At 57.5% G+C, this 16,720-nt stretch carries 12 protein-coding genes; all 12 read left to right on the top strand.

Annotation, left to right across the window (positions count from 1 at the left end):
* Window positions 1–89: 89 nt before the first annotated feature.
* The 12 genes from ACP7D9_RS02780 (at window position 90) to ACP7D9_RS02725 (ending at window position 16,706) form a co-directional block, all read left to right on the top strand.
* Window positions 90–455, top strand: a complete 366-nt coding sequence (locus ACP7D9_RS02780; protein WP_101160460.1) for a response regulator — start codon at window positions 90–92, stop codon at window positions 453–455.
* Window positions 456–609: 154 nt separating this feature from the next.
* The gene (locus ACP7D9_RS02775; protein WP_426155539.1) at window positions 610–4,440 is read left to right on the top strand and encodes a hypothetical protein; all 3,831 of its coding nucleotides are present in this window, start codon (window positions 610–612) and stop codon (window positions 4,438–4,440) included.
* A 106-nt stretch (window positions 4,441–4,546) separates the two neighbouring features.
* Window positions 4,547–5,839: a glycosyltransferase gene (locus ACP7D9_RS02770; RefSeq protein ID WP_426155537.1), complete on the top strand. Its 1,293-nt coding sequence runs from the start codon at window positions 4,547–4,549 to the stop codon at window positions 5,837–5,839.
* A 125-nt stretch (window positions 5,840–5,964) separates the two neighbouring features.
* Entirely contained in the window at window positions 5,965–6,822 is an 858-nt protein-coding gene (locus ACP7D9_RS02765) for a phospholipase (protein WP_426155535.1), read from the top strand.
* A gap of 79 nt (window positions 6,823–6,901) precedes the next feature.
* A complete protein-coding gene (locus ACP7D9_RS02760; RefSeq protein ID WP_426155533.1) occupies window positions 6,902–7,807 on the top strand; it encodes an AraC family transcriptional regulator in 906 nt (301 codons plus the stop codon).
* A gap of 337 nt (window positions 7,808–8,144) precedes the next feature.
* A complete protein-coding gene (locus tag ACP7D9_RS02755; protein ID WP_426155531.1) occupies window positions 8,145–9,455 on the top strand; it encodes an ABC transporter substrate-binding protein in 1,311 nt (436 codons plus the stop codon).
* A gap of 156 nt (window positions 9,456–9,611) precedes the next feature.
* Complete coding sequence (locus ACP7D9_RS02750) at window positions 9,612–10,538, top strand: carbohydrate ABC transporter permease (RefSeq protein WP_313001886.1); 927 nt, start codon at window positions 9,612–9,614, stop codon at window positions 10,536–10,538.
* A gap of 8 nt (window positions 10,539–10,546) precedes the next feature.
* On the top strand, window positions 10,547–11,377 hold the full coding sequence (locus ACP7D9_RS02745; RefSeq protein WP_101160473.1) for a carbohydrate ABC transporter permease: 831 nt from the start codon (window positions 10,547–10,549) through the stop codon (window positions 11,375–11,377).
* 162 nt (window positions 11,378–11,539) lie between these two features.
* Complete coding sequence (locus ACP7D9_RS02740) at window positions 11,540–12,643, top strand: ABC transporter ATP-binding protein (protein WP_426155528.1); 1,104 nt, start codon at window positions 11,540–11,542, stop codon at window positions 12,641–12,643.
* Window positions 12,644–12,658: 15 nt separating this feature from the next.
* On the top strand, window positions 12,659–14,134 hold the full coding sequence (locus ACP7D9_RS02735) for a mannitol dehydrogenase family protein (RefSeq protein WP_426155526.1): 1,476 nt from the start codon (window positions 12,659–12,661) through the stop codon (window positions 14,132–14,134).
* A gap of 123 nt (window positions 14,135–14,257) precedes the next feature.
* Window positions 14,258–15,754: a xylulokinase gene (gene xylB / locus ACP7D9_RS02730; RefSeq protein WP_426155524.1), complete on the top strand. Its 1,497-nt coding sequence runs from the start codon at window positions 14,258–14,260 to the stop codon at window positions 15,752–15,754.
* 13 nt (window positions 15,755–15,767) lie between these two features.
* A complete protein-coding gene (locus ACP7D9_RS02725) occupies window positions 15,768–16,706 on the top strand; it encodes a carbohydrate kinase family protein (RefSeq protein ID WP_426155597.1) in 939 nt (312 codons plus the stop codon).
* The last annotated feature ends 14 nt before the right edge of the window (window positions 16,707–16,720 follow it).

Here is a 16,720-nt window from a genome sequence, read left to right as displayed (position 1 = left end):
ACTTGTGGCTACGCGCCACTTACTCATGCAAGAGTCCGGCGATTCCGATCGCCCGGCATCCCCCGATTTCATTTTTCGAGAGTCCCGCCATGTCTACCAACGCCTCCACTATCCTTGTCGTAGAAGATGACGACATCGTGCGCATGCTCATCGTGGATGTGCTTGAGGAACTGGAATTCACTGTGTTGGAGGCTGAAGACGGCGACAAGGCGCTTGAGATTCTCGCCGCCCATGAAAAACCGATCAATTTGATGATGACCGACCACGGTCTACCGGGCATGAATGGCCGCGAACTCGCTAAAAAGGCACGTGATCTGCGTCCTGCCCTGCCCATCCTGTTTGCCAGCGGTTATGCCGAGAATATCGAGGTGCCTGTCGACATGCATGTGATCGGCAAGCCCTTTTCCATCGAACAACTGCGCGAAAAAGTAAATCAAATAATCAATTCTGGCTAATAACCCCCCAGACTTGGCAGCCTCTCATTCAATACCTCGACACAATAAAAACAACGCTCGAGTACTGAAAAACTCACTCATACAAAGCCTGTTGATCGCCACTGATTTAACGAAGAGCATAAGTCGCACTTACCAAACCACAGCAAGTGAACTTATGAGCATTGACCATGCGAACTCTTTGAGCCATCGCAATTTATCCCGCACTCCTTATATAACGGGCTTTCAGCGCGACCACATTCCCAGTGATATTGGTGAAAGAGAAGAGGCGATTTACAAACTCAAACAAATCGCAGAGGGTCACACCCCTTCTCAAACTATTACTTTGACCGGCACCAAACTTTCTTTGCTGGCCGGCTCTTCTCTGGAGGACGCGCTACTGCCAGGCAGGCAACTACTGCAAAAACTGTGCGAACAACCCTCCTTCAAAAAATTACTGGCGACATTGCAGCTCTCCGAACGTTTCATCTTCGAAGTAACATCTGCTGGCGAGATCTCTGCAGCCAGCTGGAACAACACCACTGATTTTGCAAACGCTTTTGTACTTTCTCCGGACCTGAAAGAAGACCTGCAGACACTGTTTGAAATGGCACAGTTGACCGGTGGCAAGATTTCCAACACCGATCAGATCGATCTAGCGCAATGGCTGGCATTCCATGGCTTTTTGATCCCGCGCAGCGCCGCCGACATTTCCCGCCTGGTGGCATTCATGAGTGCTACGCCCACTCCAAGTCCAGTGTTCGGTAACTATCGGGACATGATCAAGGCCAGTGATGACAACACGGCCACGTTGTCTGCCGCTCAACGCGATGAGCTCCGTAAGCTGATTGCCAGTTATTTGAAAGGACAGTCACTACTGGAACATTTGTCGGAACGCATTCTGGGTGGCCGGTCGGTGCCGTTCAAACGCTCCGAAGCTGAACACATCATTGACCAACTGCTCTCCAGTCCAATCGCCGCGCATTGGGCGGACGCTTACGTTCGCGATCTGGGCTGGTATGGCGCGCAGCCGGATCAGCCACAATCGGCAGCGTCGCGCAAACAAATGATCCTTACCTCTCTTTTGCTCGATCTTCATCCGCAAGTCGGAGAGCAAGCACCGCGCAACCATGTAGCTGGCTTCGATTTATATGCTGCCGAGCATCTGGAAAAGTCCTTCGCAGAGATTCAAACCCGTTTCGAAAATCATCTGATCGCACATCATCGGGTGAGTCAAACCAACGTCGCGCTGGCCGCTCACCTGTTACTGGCGGAGCCCGCGCCTGAGTTTCTGGTCAAACATCTGCCCGCCACGCTATTAGTAGGCACACCGCAATGCGTCGAATACTGCCGAATCGTGGCAGTGCAAGAAATCGTCGCGCCAGGTTCGACCCGCTCGATGAGTTACGCGCAGCTGCAACAACTCTCGACATTGGAACCTGCGTCCGAATCGCGCAAGAAACTCGATGCTCTGGCGGCGGTGGATCCTGTCATCGACTGGGCAGTGCTCAATAAAGTCGTTTCAATTGAAGACGTCGAAAAATCGGTCCCTGACGCACTGAAAGTCGCCACCGAGGCGTACGTACAACATGCCAGGACTCTTGCCGCAAATGCTGAGACGTTGGCGCGTCCTTTGCCGACGCGCAAAGGCGTTGCACTGGACATTCTCAAGCAGGTCGCCAAGGGTTGCACTTATCTTGAAAAAGACGTCCTCAAACAAGTGCGCAATGTACCGCTGGAGGATGCATACGCCACGTTGCATCTGTCCCCGGTTGAACTGCACATGTCCAACGACCTTGCGACCGGCGACTGGGATCTGAAAAAGGGGGAAAGCATTTATAAAACGTTGCCCGGCCTGTTGGGCAACCTGGTTTCACCCGATGGAGAGTTTCACCGTCAGTTCAACAGGGCCTATGTAACGCACACGCAAGCCCTGCATACACATCTGAAACAGGCCTTTTCTTTCTTGCCACTGCCTGACAGGACTCGTTTGCTCAAGGGAAACGTGACGATGTTCACAGTGAGACCCTCGGTCGCGAAACTTCAGGACATTACCACTTTGCCCGTCAATCCCGTCGCGTCGGTCATTGACACGATCGTGAAGACGACGCGGCGTAAACCCACTGAAAGTCATGAGGAAATAGACAAAGTCAAAGGCCGTTACGGGGTGGTGATCTATTGCGAGTACGAAGGCCTGGGCTCGTGTTACGAACTGCTCACTTTGCATGGCATCTGCCGGGAGAACACTCAACTGGCAGCGCTCATTCGGCAGGAAAAGTTATTGCTGCCCACGGTTCGTCGCACAGGGGTGAACTACTCTGCACCTGCCAAAGTGCATCAATTACCTACAGATCTGGAGTGCTACACCCATGGCGTAACACCCGGTCTCATCGCTGTAAGTTCGGGTGTAATCGACAGAATCGATGAGTTGCCCGCCGAGCCACCGCCGCAGATCAACGGTTACTATCAGAGCTTCCACTCCAACGAGTTCGATCGCTTGGTGAACTTCGTTCTCAAGCACAGACCCATAGCGACTTATGATGAACTGGTCAAAGAATGCTGGGGACAGACCCGACTTGAGGCGTTGCGGATCAAACGGGACAAGGATCTGGATACGTTTCTCAACGTCGTCGTGCCGTTCAAATCCTGTATTGAAGATTTGAATTCCGACGATGTAGAACGACAAATACAGGGTGGCGCAGCTTGCACTCTGGAAGCCGCAATGACAGTTCTGCTAGTAGTCGCGGCCATCGCAAAAGTTGCAACCGTGGTCGCCACGGGAGTGAGTGCTGCCACAAAAGCCGGCAGAATAGCTTCGACAGGCATTGGGCTGGTAAGCAGCCTGATCAACCCGCTGGACGGGGCCACCGATGTGCTGGTCAAAGGGGCGAAATTATTACGCAAGGGCTGGCACAGCGGTGTGGCCGCGCTTGAAGGCGCTATCCAGGATGCCCGAAAGTGGACCGCAAAACCGGCCTACAACGCACTTTCCGCGGGAGCCGATACGGACGTTCTACGACTGGGCACGCGACAATATGCGCAAACCTCCACCGACCTCTTCCAGGTCTGGGGCATCCGCCACACAGATGAATGGTACGCCGTAAACCGTCTGGGCGAACCGTGGGGTCCGCCGTTAAGGAACCTGAAACTTGTCAATTTCTTCCGCAATCCTCTCAAACGAACAAAACCGTTCAGTTACACTCGCGGCTATCTGAAAAAAGCGTTTCCTCATGCTAAAAGTAAAATCGACAACACTATCGAGTTGATCTCTGACGCCCGGAACGAGGACGTAAGAGCAATCCTCCTGCATGTGTTTGGTGTCGACTCGAATGCAGCAGTCGAGCATATAACAAAAAATCTGCGAAACATGCGCAAAGATCTCGACTTTCTCCGCGTCGATAACATGATCTTTCGGCCACCGGGTAGCAATGCTTATGCTGCGTTACAGCCTCAAGCCTATAAGCGCTGGCAAGCAGCTGTGTACTCAAATACGAAACTGGACGTCAACACCAGGACTTTTCTGTCCATTTACCCCGACAATCTGGATGAATTTTATGAAGTGGCAAAATTTGACGATGCCAAGATCGGCGATGTTTTGGTGCATGAAATGTCTCATGGCGCTCCAGGTACGCTTGACTTCTACTACGCAGGCGTATTCAAAGGTGCGACCCCTGCAGAGTACGACGCCGTCGGGTTGTTGGAATTCGCCAGAAACCCGCACAAGGCGCATCCCAAAAATATGTACAACCCTCATCACGGCTACGCACAACTAAAAGACTTCCAAGAGTTTGAGGCTATTACGGACTGGCCAGAAATCATCAAAAAGCACCCGGCGCTTTTGAATGCCGAATCCTATTCGTTGGCAGTGTCTTTGATAGATCAATATCGTACCAGCCCCGCCACTTTTCAATTCAACCGTTCGGTCATCATCAACACGATCAATAACACCGCTCCTGGTGAGTTCCTTCCGGGACCGCTCCTGCTCAATCTGGCTAAACCGGTCTTTTAATACGTCAATACCGGTGCACCGCTGACAAGAGGGGCGCAGACAGCCATCGCTGTGGTTTAATTGCGCCCTTTTTTTGCCGACCCGGCTGATGCTCAGGACTGCCCTCATGACCCTGCCCTCCACCACTAAAGTCCTTGTCATCGGCTACGTCTGGCCAGAACCGCGTTCGTCGGCGGCCAGCGGACATGTCATGCAGATCCTCGAGGCTTTCCTCGATCAGGGCTGGGACATCACCTTCAGCAGCCCGGCCGGCCCCGGTGAACACAAGGAAGATCTCACCGCGATGGGTATTCACGAAGTGCCGATCGAGCTCAACAACAGCAGTTTCGATACGTTCATCAGCGCGCTGGCGCCGGATATCGTGCTGTTTGACCAGTTCATGATGGAAGAACAGTTTGGCTGGCGTGTGGAAAAACACTGCCCGCAAGCCCTGCGTATTCTCGAAACCTCGGATCTGCAAAGTCTGCGTCATGCGCGTCACCAGCGGCTCAAGGATCGTTTGAAGTCCAACGAGGATCAGGACGATTTCAGTGAGCTGTTTTCACCGACCTTGCGCGACGAATTCGAGTTGATGGCCGCGAGTGATCTGGCAAAACGGGAGATCGCCGCGCTCTACCGCTGCGACCTCAGCCTGATCATTTCGCATGTGGAAATCGACTTGCTGGTCCAACATTTCGGTCTGTCTCGCGAGCTGCTGCACTGGTGCCCGCTGATGATTGATGCCCCCGGCGCTGCACCGACCGGGTACGCCATGCGCGCGCATTTTTTAAGTATCGGCAACTTCCGCCATGCACCGAACTGGGATGCAGTGTTGTGGCTGAAAAACGCGATCTGGCCTCTGATCCGGGCGCAAATTCCTACAGCGCAAATACACATCTACGGCGCTTACACTCCGCCCAAAGCCACCGCGCTGCACAACGCAGCGCAAGGTTTTCATATCATGGACTGGGCTGAGGATGCCTTGGAGGTGATGTCAGCGGCGCGGGTCTGTCTGGCGCCGCTGCGATTTGGTGCTGGCATCAAAGGCAAATTGATCGACGCCATGTTGTGCGGCACGCCGAGCGTGACCACGCCTGTCGGCGCTGAGGGCATGCATGGCGACCATCCGTGGCCCGGTGTTGTGGTGAATACGGCGCACGATTTCGCCCGGCAAGCAGCGCAGTTGTATACCGACGAGACTCGGTGGCAGCAAGCGCAGCATCTGGGTTCGCAATTGCTTGAGCAGCGCTATCAGCGAACGACTCACGCTGCCGCGCTAATTGCGCGAATCAACAACTGCCGAGGACAACTAACACAACTTAGAAGAAACAACTTCACCGGCGGCATGTTGCGTCATCACACGCTTAAAAGCACACAATATATGGCGCAGTGGATCGAAGAAAAAAATCGCGACAAATAGCTACTCATACAACAACAACTTGCATCAATCATTGCATTGGCAGCAAAGCCACACCTATTTATAAACAACCTGCCGCACCAACCATACAGTTGGTGCATATCGATTAATCCATGCAGGTTCCGTTCATGAACAATCAATACAATACTTATCAATGGATGACCGCGACACCCGCCATTGATACTTTATCGCTCTTGGAACTGACACTTCCGGGCACACACAACGCGGGCAGCGACTGGAAAGCTTCATATCCCTTTTTCAGCCCGCCGCGTCATTGGCTGGCGTGCCAGCACGATACTTTCTTCCATCAGCTCCATCACGGCTCCAGAGCGCTGGACATCCGCCTTTCCTATGATCACGGGGCAGAAGGGCTGGGTAAATTCCGTCTACATCACGAGGGCTACCGTAATTCACGAACACTCGGCAACCTGTTTACAGACGTTAAAGACTTCCTTAAAAAATATCCTGACGAATTTATCGTGCTTGACTTCCATGCACTGGACGGCGCGAACTTTGACTTCGTATATTTCAATCAAATGATCATTCACTTGTTGGGTGCGCACATCGTTCCCCGGCGAAATCACAACTTGCCGCTCGAGCAATTGAAGCGTATCAGTCCACAGCAACGTGTTGTGGTAGCAGCGCAATCTCACCGGGATCTCAGCGAAAGCGTATTTGTCGGCAAAATCAATCACCAATGGAGCGGCAGCAATATGACCAACGTTCAAGAACTGCAGCACTTCATCGGCCAGGTACTGAAAAACCCGCCTGCCTATTGGGAGCTTTGGTCCTTGTCGGCAACAAGTTACAGCGCCCTTGGTGGGCCCGTGGATATTCATACCGAACTGGACGGCTGGTTTGATCCAGACAAAAGCGACTGGGCGCAAAAGTGCAACATTATCAATGTCGACTTTATTGAGGAGTCGCGAATAGTGGATTTTTGCCGCACGGCCAATTTGAACAAGGTGCACCAACGCTCGGCATGATCTGCCTCTCCTGCAGACTGGCGCCGGGCGTGGCAAACCGGGCATGATCCTGCGCAGAGAACAGGAAAAGTGCCTCGTCATGACCCGAACCGCTCGCGTGACCGACCCCTCGTACGAATTGATGGATGACCATAACGGGTTGTCCATCATCTACCGGCAGCACGGCTTCCCCTGCCCGCTGGTACGCTGGCATTTTCACAAGGAATACGAGCTGCATCTGATTGTCGCCAGTTCCGGCAAGGTGTTCATTGGCGATTACATTGGCAATTTCTATCCCGAAACACTCTTTCTGACCGGACCCAACTTGCCGCACAACTGGATCAGCCAGGTGGCCGAAGACGAAGTGGTCGAGAAGCGCGACATGCTGGTCAACTTTACTGACGAATTGTTCGAGAGCGGCCATCAGATCTTCGCTGAACTGAAAAGCCTGGCGCCACTGCTTGAGCGAGCCCAGTACGGCATCGAGTTCCGCTGCAAACGCACAATCCGCCACGCCATGACGCTCATGCAGCGGATCGCCGACAGCAGCGGCATCACTCGTCTCGGGCACTTTTTCATTCTGATGGAGCTGCTTGCGGCGAGTGACGATTTCCAGTTGCTGTCAGGCGCGACCACGCCGCAACTCGCCGACGAACACAACATTGACCGCACCAACCGCGCGGTCGATTACATCTTCAGCCACTACGCGCGGGACATTTCGCTGGAAGAAGTGGCTGAGCACCTGGGCATGACGCCGACCTATTTCAGCCGGGTATTCAAACAGGCGACCGGGCGTAACTTCATCGAATTCGTCAATCGCCTGCGCATCAGCAAGTCCTGTGAGCTGCTGGCCGATGGCGACAAACCGGTGACGGAGGTTTGCTTCGAGTCGGGTTTCAACAATATTTCCAACTTCAATCGACGCTTCCAGCAACTCAAGGGCATGACGCCTTCGCACTACCGGCGCCTGGCGGTGCAGCGCCTGACTGAACAGAACCACGTCTGACAACCCACCATCCTGTGTGGGAGCGGGCTTGCTCGCGAATGCGGCTTGTCGAAATCTGTGTTGCTGAGCCACCGCCTTCGGGAGCACCCCCCTCCCACAGGCTGACATGTTGCATCAGAAACCTGTACGCATCCGCCAGAGCATTTCTGCTGCGTGCCCCTTCTCTGCGTTCACTCAACCAACCCCCTGTGCAAAAAAGTATCGGCAAAAGTGCTAGGGATGATTTGTCAGCCCCGCCATTGAAGGCTGTAATCAGCGCAGATTCTTCCTGCATTCGGAAGACACAAAAACAATAACCGTCCTTCTGCCCCGTCGGGTGGCAGAAAAGGAGTGCACGATGCAACCCACTGCAAAAGCTCTGCTCGCTCTCACCTGTATGACCCTCAGCAGCATCAGCCTTGGCACTCAGACCCTGACCATCGCCACCGTCAACAACAGCGACATGATCCGCATGCAGAAACTCTCGAAAACGTTCGAGAGCGAACACCCGGACATCAAGCTCAATTGGGTGGTGCTGGAAGAAAACGTCCTGCGTCAACGCCTGACTACCGACATTGCCACTCAGGGCGGGCAGTTCGACGTATTGACCATTGGCATGTACGAAGCGGCACTCTGGGGCGGCAAGGGTTGGCTGGAGCCAATGAAAGACCTGCCGGCCAATTACGCCCTCGACGATGTTTTCCCATCGGTGCGCGAAGGCCTGTCGGTGAAGGGTTCGCTGTATGCGCTGCCGTTCTACGCGGAGAGTTCGATCACCTATTACCGCACCGACCTGTTCAAGGACGCCGGGCTGACCATGCCGGAGCGTCCGACCTGGGAACAGATTGCCGGGTTTGCCGAGAAGCTCACCCAGAAAGACAAAGAGCAGTACGGCATCTGCCTGCGCGGCAAGGCCGGCTGGGGCGAGAACATGGCGCTGATCACCACGGTCGCCAACGCCTACGGCGCTCGCTGGTTCGATGAGCAGTGGAAACCGGAATTCAGCGGCCCTGAATGGAAAAACGCACTGAACTTCTACGTCAACACCATGAAGAAATCCGGTCCGCCGGGTGCATCCAGCAACGGCTTCAATGAAAACCTCGCTCTGTTCAACAGCGGCAAATGCGCGATCTGGGTCGATGCCAGCGTCGCCGGTTCGTTTGTCACCGACAAGACCCAGAGCAAGGTCGCCGATCACGTCGGTTTCACCTTCGCTCCGCATCAGGTCACCGACAAAGGCTCGGCGTGGCTGTATTCGTGGGCGCTGGCGATTCCGACCAGCTCCAAGGCCAAAGACGCAGCGAAAACCTTCAGCGCCTGGGCCACGTCCAAAGAATACGGCGAGCTGGTTGCCAAAACCGATGGCATCGCCAACGTGCCGCCGGGCACCCGCGCTTCGACCTACAGCGATGCGTACATGAGCGCCGCGCCGTTTGCCAAGGTGACGCTGGAGTCGCTGAAGGCCGCTGACCCGAGCAAACCGACGCTGAAACCGGTGCCGTATATCGGCATTCAACTGGTGACCATTCCTGAGTTCCAGGCAGTCGGCACTCAGGTCGGCAAGCTGTTCTCGGCGGCACTGATCGGCCAGACCACGGTAGATCAGGCTTTGGCGGCGGCGCAGCAGACCTCGGAACGCGAGATGAAGCGCGCCGGTTATCCCAAGTAACCGCTGAACGACTTGCTCCTGCCTCTTGTGGGAGCGAGCCTGCTCGCGAAGACATCGTGTCAGCCAGTACACATGACACTGACCCAGCGCTTTCGCGAGCAGGCTCGCTCCCACATGGGGATCTCCATAGGTCTGTATGACTCGGTTGTGATCGCCATGAATACTTCAACTGCCAAAGCCCACATCGACCTGTCGCCGCCCCAGCGCAAGCTGCGCGTGCGCAATCCCGGCTGGTTTCTGGTCAGCCCCTCGGTAGCGCTGTTGCTGCTGTGGATGATCGTGCCGCTGGGCATGACCGTGTACTTTTCGATGATTCGCTACAACCTGCTCTACCCCGGTGAAAATGAATTCGTCGGGCTCGAGAATTTCACCTATTTCCTCACGGATTCGGGTTTCATGCCCGGCGCGACCAATACCTTGTTGCTGGTCGGCAGTGTATTGCTGATCAGCGTGGTCTTCGGCGTGTTGATCAGCGCGCTGCTCGAAGCGAGCGAGTTTTTCGGTCGCGGACTGGTGCGGGTGATGCTGATCTCGCCGTTCTTCATCATGCCCACAGTCGGGGCGCTGATCTGGAAGAACCTGATCTTCCACCCGGTGTCGGGAATCCTCGCCTACCTCTGGAAGCTGTTCGGCGCGCAACCGGTGGACTGGCTCGCCCACTACCCGCTGCTGTCGATCATCATCATTGTCTCGTGGCAATGGCTGCCCTTCGCGATCCTGATTCTGATGACGGCCATGCAGTCGCTGGATCAGGAGCAGAAAGAAGCCGCGCGCCTGGACGGTGCCGGCCCGATCGCGATTTTCTGGCACCTGACCCTGCCGCACCTGGCGCGGCCGATTGCCGTGGTAGTGATGATTGAAACGATTTTCCTGCTCTCGGTGTTCGCCGAGATATTCACCACCACCAACGGCGGCCCCGGCTACGCCTCGACCAACCTCGCCTACCTGATCTACAACCAGGCGCTGGTGCAGTTCGACGTCGGCATGGCTTCGGCGGGTGGTTTGATTGCCGTGGTCATCGCCAACATCGCCGCGATCATTCTGGTGCGGATGATCGGCAAAAACCTGACTGACAAAGCGTGAGGCCTGCCATGACGCTCCAACAATCCCGCCGCCTGCAAAGCCTGCTGCTCGGCACGCTGGCCTGGGCCATCGCGATCGTGATTTTCTTCCCGATCTTCTGGATGGTGATGACCAGTTTCAAGAGCGAAATCGACGCCTTCGCCACGCCGCCGCAATTCATTTTCACGCCGACGCTGGAGAACTACCTGCACATCAACGAGCGCAGCGATTATTTCAGCTTCGCCTGGAACTCGGTGGTGATCTCGTTCAGTGCTACCGCCCTGTGCCTGTTGATCGCGGTGCCGGCGGCATACTCGATGGCGTTCTATGAAACCCAGCGCACCAAAGGCACGCTGCTATGGATGCTCTCGACCAAGATGCTGCCGCCGGTGGGCGTGCTGATGCCGATCTACCTGCTGGCCAAGAGTTTCGGCCTGCTCGACACACGCATTGCGCTGATCGTGATCTACACGCTGATCAACCTGCCGATCGTGGTCTGGATGGTTTACACCTACTTCAAGGACATCCCCAAAGACATCCTCGAAGCCGCCCGCCTCGATGGTGCGACGCTATGGCAGGAAATGGTTCGCGTACTGCTGCCGATCGCCAAGGGCGGCCTCGCCTCGACCGTGCTGCTGTCGCTGATCCTGTGCTGGAACGAGGCGTTCTGGTCGCTGAACCTGACCTCGTCGAACGCCGCACCACTGACCGCACTGATCGCCTCGTATTCAAGTCCCGAAGGGCTGTTCTGGGCCAAGTTGTCGGCGGTCTCGACTCTGGCCTGTGCGCCGATACTGATCTTCGGCTGGGTCAGCCAGAAGCAACTGGTGCGCGGCCTGTCGTTTGGTGCCGTGAAATGATCTCAAAGCGAAACCTTGCCCATGTGGGTGCGGGCTTGCTCGCGAATGCGGTGTGTCATTCAACACTGATGGTGACTGACAGGGCCCCTTCGCGAGCAAGCCCGCTCCCACAAAAAGCCTGCAAGGCTTCAAACGAATAACAATATTGCGGAGGCCCATCTCATGGCCAACCTGAAAATCAAGAATCTGCAAAAAGGCTTTGAAGGCTTTTCCATCATCAAGGGCATCGACCTTGAGGTGAACGACAAGGAATTCGTGGTCTTCGTTGGCCCGTCGGGCTGCGGCAAGTCCACTTTGTTGCGGCTGATCGCCGGCCTTGAAGAGGTCAGCGGCGGCACCATCGAACTCGATGGCCGCGACATCACCGAAGTCAGCCCGGCCAAGCGCGATCTCGCGATGGTGTTCCAGACCTACGCGCTGTACCCGCACATGACCGTGAAGAAGAACATGTCGTTCGCCCTCGATCTGGCCGGCGTGCCGAAAGCCGAGGTCGAGCGCAAGGTTGGCGAAGCGGCACGTATTCTTGAACTCGGGCCGATGCTCGAACGCAAACCGAAACAGCTCTCCGGCGGCCAGCGTCAGCGCGTGGCGATCGGTCGGGCCATCGTGCGCAACCCGAAGATTTTCCTTTTCGATGAACCGCTGTCCAACCTCGACGCGGCGTTGCGCGTGCAGATGCGGCTGGAGCTGCTGCGCCTGCACAAAGACCTGCAAGCGACGATGATCTACGTGACCCACGACCAGGTCGAAGCGATGACCATGGCCGATAAAGTCGTGGTGCTTAATGGCGGCAGAATCGAGCAGGTCGGCTCGCCGCTGGACCTGTATCACAACCCGGCCAACCTGTTCGTCGCAGGTTTTCTCGGCACGCCGAAAATGGGTTTCCTCAAAGGCAAGATTGCCCGCATCGACGGCTCCAGCTGCGAAGTCTCGCTGGACGCCGGCACACGCATCACCCTGCCATTCAACGCGGCCAACCTCAGCGTCGGCAGCGCGGTGACGTTGGGCATTCGCCCCGAACATCTGGAGCTGGCGCAACCCGGCGACTGCACGCTGCAGGTGACTGCCGACGTCAGCGAACGCCTCGGCAGCGATACCTTCTGCCACGTCACTACCAGCGCCGGCGAAGCCCTGACCATGCGCGTGCGCGGCGACCTGGCCAGCCGTTACGGCGAGCAATTGAGCCTGCGCCTGGATCCGGCTCACTGCCATCTGTTCGACGCTGAAGGTGTGGCGCTGATCCGTCCACTGCGCGCTGCCGCCTGACTTCGAGACTATCCAATGAAACTCAACCAACAGAATCTCAACCGCCTCTCCGCCGAAGTCCAACTGCCGGCCTATAGCCTCAGCGACACGCGTCAGGGCATCGCCCACATCGGCGTCGGCGGTTTCCACCGCGCGCATCAGGCCTATTACACCGACGCCTTGATGAACACTGGCGAAGCGCTGGACTGGGCAATCTGCGGCGTTGGCCTGCGCCCGGAAGATCGCCGTGCCCGCGATGATCTGCGCGAGCAGGATTACCTGTTCACCCTGTTCGAACTGGGGGATAGCGATGACACCGAAGTACGCGTCATCGGCGCAATTCGCGACATGCTGCTGGCTGAAGATGACGCACAGGCGCTGATCGCCAAACTGGCCGAGCCGCAAATCCGCATCGTCTCGCTGACCATCACCGAGGGCGGTTACTGCATCGACGACAGCAACGGCGAGTTCATGGCGCATCTGCCGCAGATTCAACACGACCTGGCGCATCCCGAAGCACCGACCACCGTGTTCGGCTTCCTCTGCGCCGCGTTGGCCAAACGCCGCGGGGCGGGCGTTCCGGCGTTCACGCTGATGTCCTGCGATAACCTGCCGCACAACGGCGCCGTAGCGCGCAAAGCGCTATTGGCCTTCGCTGCACTGCGCGACCCGGAACTGTGCGAGTGGATCGATCAGAACGTCAGTTTCCCCAACGCCATGGTCGACCGCATTACGCCGATGACCAGCACCGCGCATCGCCTGCAACTGGCCGACAAACACGGCGTCGACGATGCCTGGCCGGTGGTTTGCGAACCGTTTGTGCAATGGGTGCTGGAAGACAGATTCGTCAACGGCCGCCCGGCTTGGGAAAAGGTCGGCGTGCAGTTCACCGACGACGTTTCGCCCTACGAAGAAATGAAGATCAAACTGCTCAACGGCAGTCACCTGGCGCTGACCTATCTGGGTTTCCTCAAGGGTTATCGCTTCGTCCACGAAACCATGAACGATCCGCTGTTCGTGCGCTACATGCGCGCCTACATGGACCTGGATGTCACGCCGCAACTGGCGGCGGTACCGGGCATTGATCTGAGCGAATACAAGGACACGCTGGTCGCGCGGTTCTCCAATCAGGCGATTGCCGATCAACTGGAACGGGTGTGTTCGGACGGCTCATCGAAGTTTCCCAAGTTCACCGTGCCGACGATCAATCGGCTGATTGCCGATGGCCGCGAGACCAAGCGTGCAGCGCTAGTAGTCGCAGCGTGGGCGCTGTATTTGCAGGGTGTGGATGAGAATGGCGATACCTATTCGATTCCGGATCCGCGAGCGGCTTTCGTTCAGGGATTGGTGGCGGACGATGAGCTGATCACCGAGCGGCTGCTGGGCGTGGAAGAGATTTTCGGCACGGCGATACCGGAGTCGCCAGAGTTTGTTGCAGCGTTCGAGTGGTGCTGCCAGAGTCTGCGCGAGGTTGGGGTTACGCGAACGCTGGAAAAAGTTCTCGCGACCTGATCGTTCCCACGCTCTACAGGGGAATGCAGCCCGGGACGCTCCGCGTCCCATCAAAAGCGGACGCAGAGCGTCCATTGAGGCGTTCCCACGCAGAGCATGGGGACGAGCAGCCGTGGAGTTTTCATGACAACAACAAAGCTCTTCCTGGGTATCGACTGCGGCACCCAAGGCACCAAAGCGATTATCCTCGATGCCGACAGCGGTCAGGTGCTCGGTCTGGGCGCGGCGCCACACACGATGATCAGCGGTGCCAACGGCCGCCGCGAACAAGACGTCCAGCAGTGGCTCGACGCATTCGTTATCGCCACTCGCCAGGCCTTGCAAGCGGCCAATGTCGACGGCCAGGCGATACTCGGCGTCGGCGTCTCCGGCCAGCAACACGGCCTGGTCTTGCTCGATGAGCAAGGCGCCGTGCTGCGCCCGGCCAAGCTGTGGTGCGACACCGAAACCACGCCGGAAAACGACCGATTGCTCGCGCAACTGGGCGGCGAGCAAGGTTCGCTGGAACGCCTCGGGGTGGTCATTGCGCCGGGCTATACGGTGTCGAAACTGCTCTGGACCAAAGAGCAGCATCCCGACGTCTTCTCACGCATCGCACTCATTCTGTTGCCCCACGATTACCTGAACTATTGGCTCACCGGCCGCGCCTGCAGCGAATACGGCGATGCATCAGGCACTGGCTACTTCAACGTACGCACGCGGCAGTGGGACGGGCAGATCCTGCGCGACATCGACGCCAGCGGACGTTTGCAAGCCGCGCTGCCGGAGCTGATCGACGCGCACGCGGCCGTTGGCACTATCCTGCCGGCAATCGCCCGGCAACTCGGCATCAACCCCAACGCCGTGGTCTCAAGCGGCGGTGGCGACAACATGATGGGCGCCATCGGCACCGGCAATATCCAGCCCGGCGCGATCACCATGAGCCTCGGCTCGTCCGGCACGGTCTACGCCTATTCGGAGGAGCCGAACGTCAGCGCCGATGCCTCGGTTGCCACGTTCTGTTCCTCCAGCGGCGGCTGGCTGCCGCTGATCTGCACGATGAATCTGACCAACGCCACCGGTGCGATTCGCGAACTGTTCAAGCTCGATCTGCCGACCTTCAACGAACTGGTCGCGCAATCGCCCATCGGTGCCGAGGGCGTGAGCATGCTGCCGTTTCTCAACGGTGAGCGCGTCCCCGCCCTGCCCCACGCCACCGGCAGCCTGCATGGCCTGACCATGGACAACCTGACCCAAGCCAACCTGTGCCGCGCCGCTGTCGAAGGCACAACCTTCGGTTTGCGTTACGGGCTGGATTTGCTCCGCCAGAATGGTTTACAAAGCCTGCGCATCTGCCTGATCGGCGGCGGCTCGAAGAGCGCGGTGTGGCGCCAGATCGTCGCCGACATCATGAACGCCCCGGTGATCTGCACCGAGCAAAGCGAAGCCGCCGCACTGGGTGCGGCGATTCAAGCGGCGTGGTGCGCGTCGCGCTCTAACGGCGATGATGTGTCCCTGGCCGAGCTGTGCGAGCGCTGCGTGAAACTCGACGCGCGCAGCGAAACCCTGCCGATCGCCGCCAATGTCGCGGCGTTCCAGCAGGCCTACGAACGCTATCAACAGCATGTCGCAACCCTATAACGAGCAAACAACTATGTACCTGGTGTGTGGCGAAGCCCTGTTTGATTTCTTCAGCGAAAACGATGCCAGCGGTCTGGCCTCGAAAGTCAATTTCAAGGCGATTGCCGGCGGCTCGCCGTTCAACGTCGCCGTCGGTTTGCGGCGTTTGGGCGTGGACTCGGCGCTGTTCGGCGGCTTGTCGACCGACTACCTCGGCCGCCGTTTGCAGCAAGTGCTGCAGGACGAAGGCGTGCGTGCGGATTATCTGGTGGATTTCGCCGCGCCGACTACCCTGGCGATGGTTGCCGTGGGCGCCAATGGTTCGCCGCATTACAGCTTTCGCGGCGAGGGTTGTGCAGATCGGCAATTGAGCGAGGCGCATCTGCCGACACTCGGCGACCAGGTTCGCGGCCTGCACATCGGCTCGTTTTCGCTGGTGGTGCAGCCGATTGGCGACACGTTGCTGAAACTGGTCCGGCGCGAAAGCGGCAAACGCCTGATCAGCCTCGACCCCAACGTGCGCCTCAATCCCGAGCCCAACATCGGGCTATGGCGCGAGCGCATCGCCACACTGGTGCAACTGGCCGATCTGATCAAAGTCAGCGACGAGGATTTGAGCCTGCTCTATCCCGAGCAGGATCCGCAAAACGTGATTGAAGGCTGGCTCGAGCATCGCTGCCAGATCGTCTTCCTGACGCGCGGAGGCGACGGCGCAACGGTGTTCAGTCGCGCCCATGGCTCGTGGTCGGTACCGGCGAATCCGGTGAAGATTGCCGATACGGTAGGCGCTGGCGACACCTTCCAGGCCGCGCTGATCACCTGGCTGACCGAGCACTCGCTGGACTCGGTAGAAGGCGTGCAGCAGCTCAGTCGAGAGCAAATCGACGGCATGCTCAGGTTCGCCGTACAAGCCGCCGCGCTGACTTGCAGCAAAACCGGTCCGGATCTGCCCTATCGTCATCAATTGAGCTGAGCGCGTAGACTGTC

The organism is Pseudomonas sp. TSRC2-2, from assembly GCF_049897785.1.
Taxonomy (GTDB): domain Bacteria; phylum Pseudomonadota; class Gammaproteobacteria; order Pseudomonadales; family Pseudomonadaceae; genus Aquipseudomonas.
The sequence above is the reverse complement of the archived record's forward strand: the minus strand, read 5'-3'. Positions and strand labels throughout refer to the sequence as shown.

What these genes read in the sequence shown, in the direction of transcription:
- ACP7D9_RS02745 (WP_101160473.1), top strand. Translation starts at nt 10,547, where the DNA reads ATGACGCTCCAACAATCCCGCCGCCTGCAAAGCCTGCTGCTCGGCACG.
- ACP7D9_RS02780 (WP_101160460.1), top strand. Translation starts at nt 90, where the DNA reads ATGTCTACCAACGCCTCCACTATCCTTGTCGTAGAAGATGACGACATC.
- ACP7D9_RS02765 (WP_426155535.1), top strand. Translation starts at nt 5,965, where the DNA reads ATGAACAATCAATACAATACTTATCAATGGATGACCGCGACACCCGCC.
- ACP7D9_RS02725 (WP_426155597.1), top strand. Translation starts at nt 15,768, where the DNA reads ATGTACCTGGTGTGTGGCGAAGCCCTGTTTGATTTCTTCAGCGAAAAC.
- xylB (WP_426155524.1), top strand. Translation starts at nt 14,258, where the DNA reads ATGACAACAACAAAGCTCTTCCTGGGTATCGACTGCGGCACCCAAGGC.
- ACP7D9_RS02770 (WP_426155537.1), top strand. Translation starts at nt 4,547, where the DNA reads ATGACCCTGCCCTCCACCACTAAAGTCCTTGTCATCGGCTACGTCTGG.
- ACP7D9_RS02735 (WP_426155526.1), top strand. Translation starts at nt 12,659, where the DNA reads ATGAAACTCAACCAACAGAATCTCAACCGCCTCTCCGCCGAAGTCCAA.
- ACP7D9_RS02740 (WP_426155528.1), top strand. Translation starts at nt 11,540, where the DNA reads ATGGCCAACCTGAAAATCAAGAATCTGCAAAAAGGCTTTGAAGGCTTT.
- ACP7D9_RS02750 (WP_313001886.1), top strand. Translation starts at nt 9,612, where the DNA reads ATGAATACTTCAACTGCCAAAGCCCACATCGACCTGTCGCCGCCCCAG.
- ACP7D9_RS02755 (WP_426155531.1), top strand. Translation starts at nt 8,145, where the DNA reads ATGCAACCCACTGCAAAAGCTCTGCTCGCTCTCACCTGTATGACCCTC.
- ACP7D9_RS02760 (WP_426155533.1), top strand. Translation starts at nt 6,902, where the DNA reads ATGACCCGAACCGCTCGCGTGACCGACCCCTCGTACGAATTGATGGAT.
- ACP7D9_RS02775 (WP_426155539.1), top strand. Translation starts at nt 610, where the DNA reads ATGAGCATTGACCATGCGAACTCTTTGAGCCATCGCAATTTATCCCGC.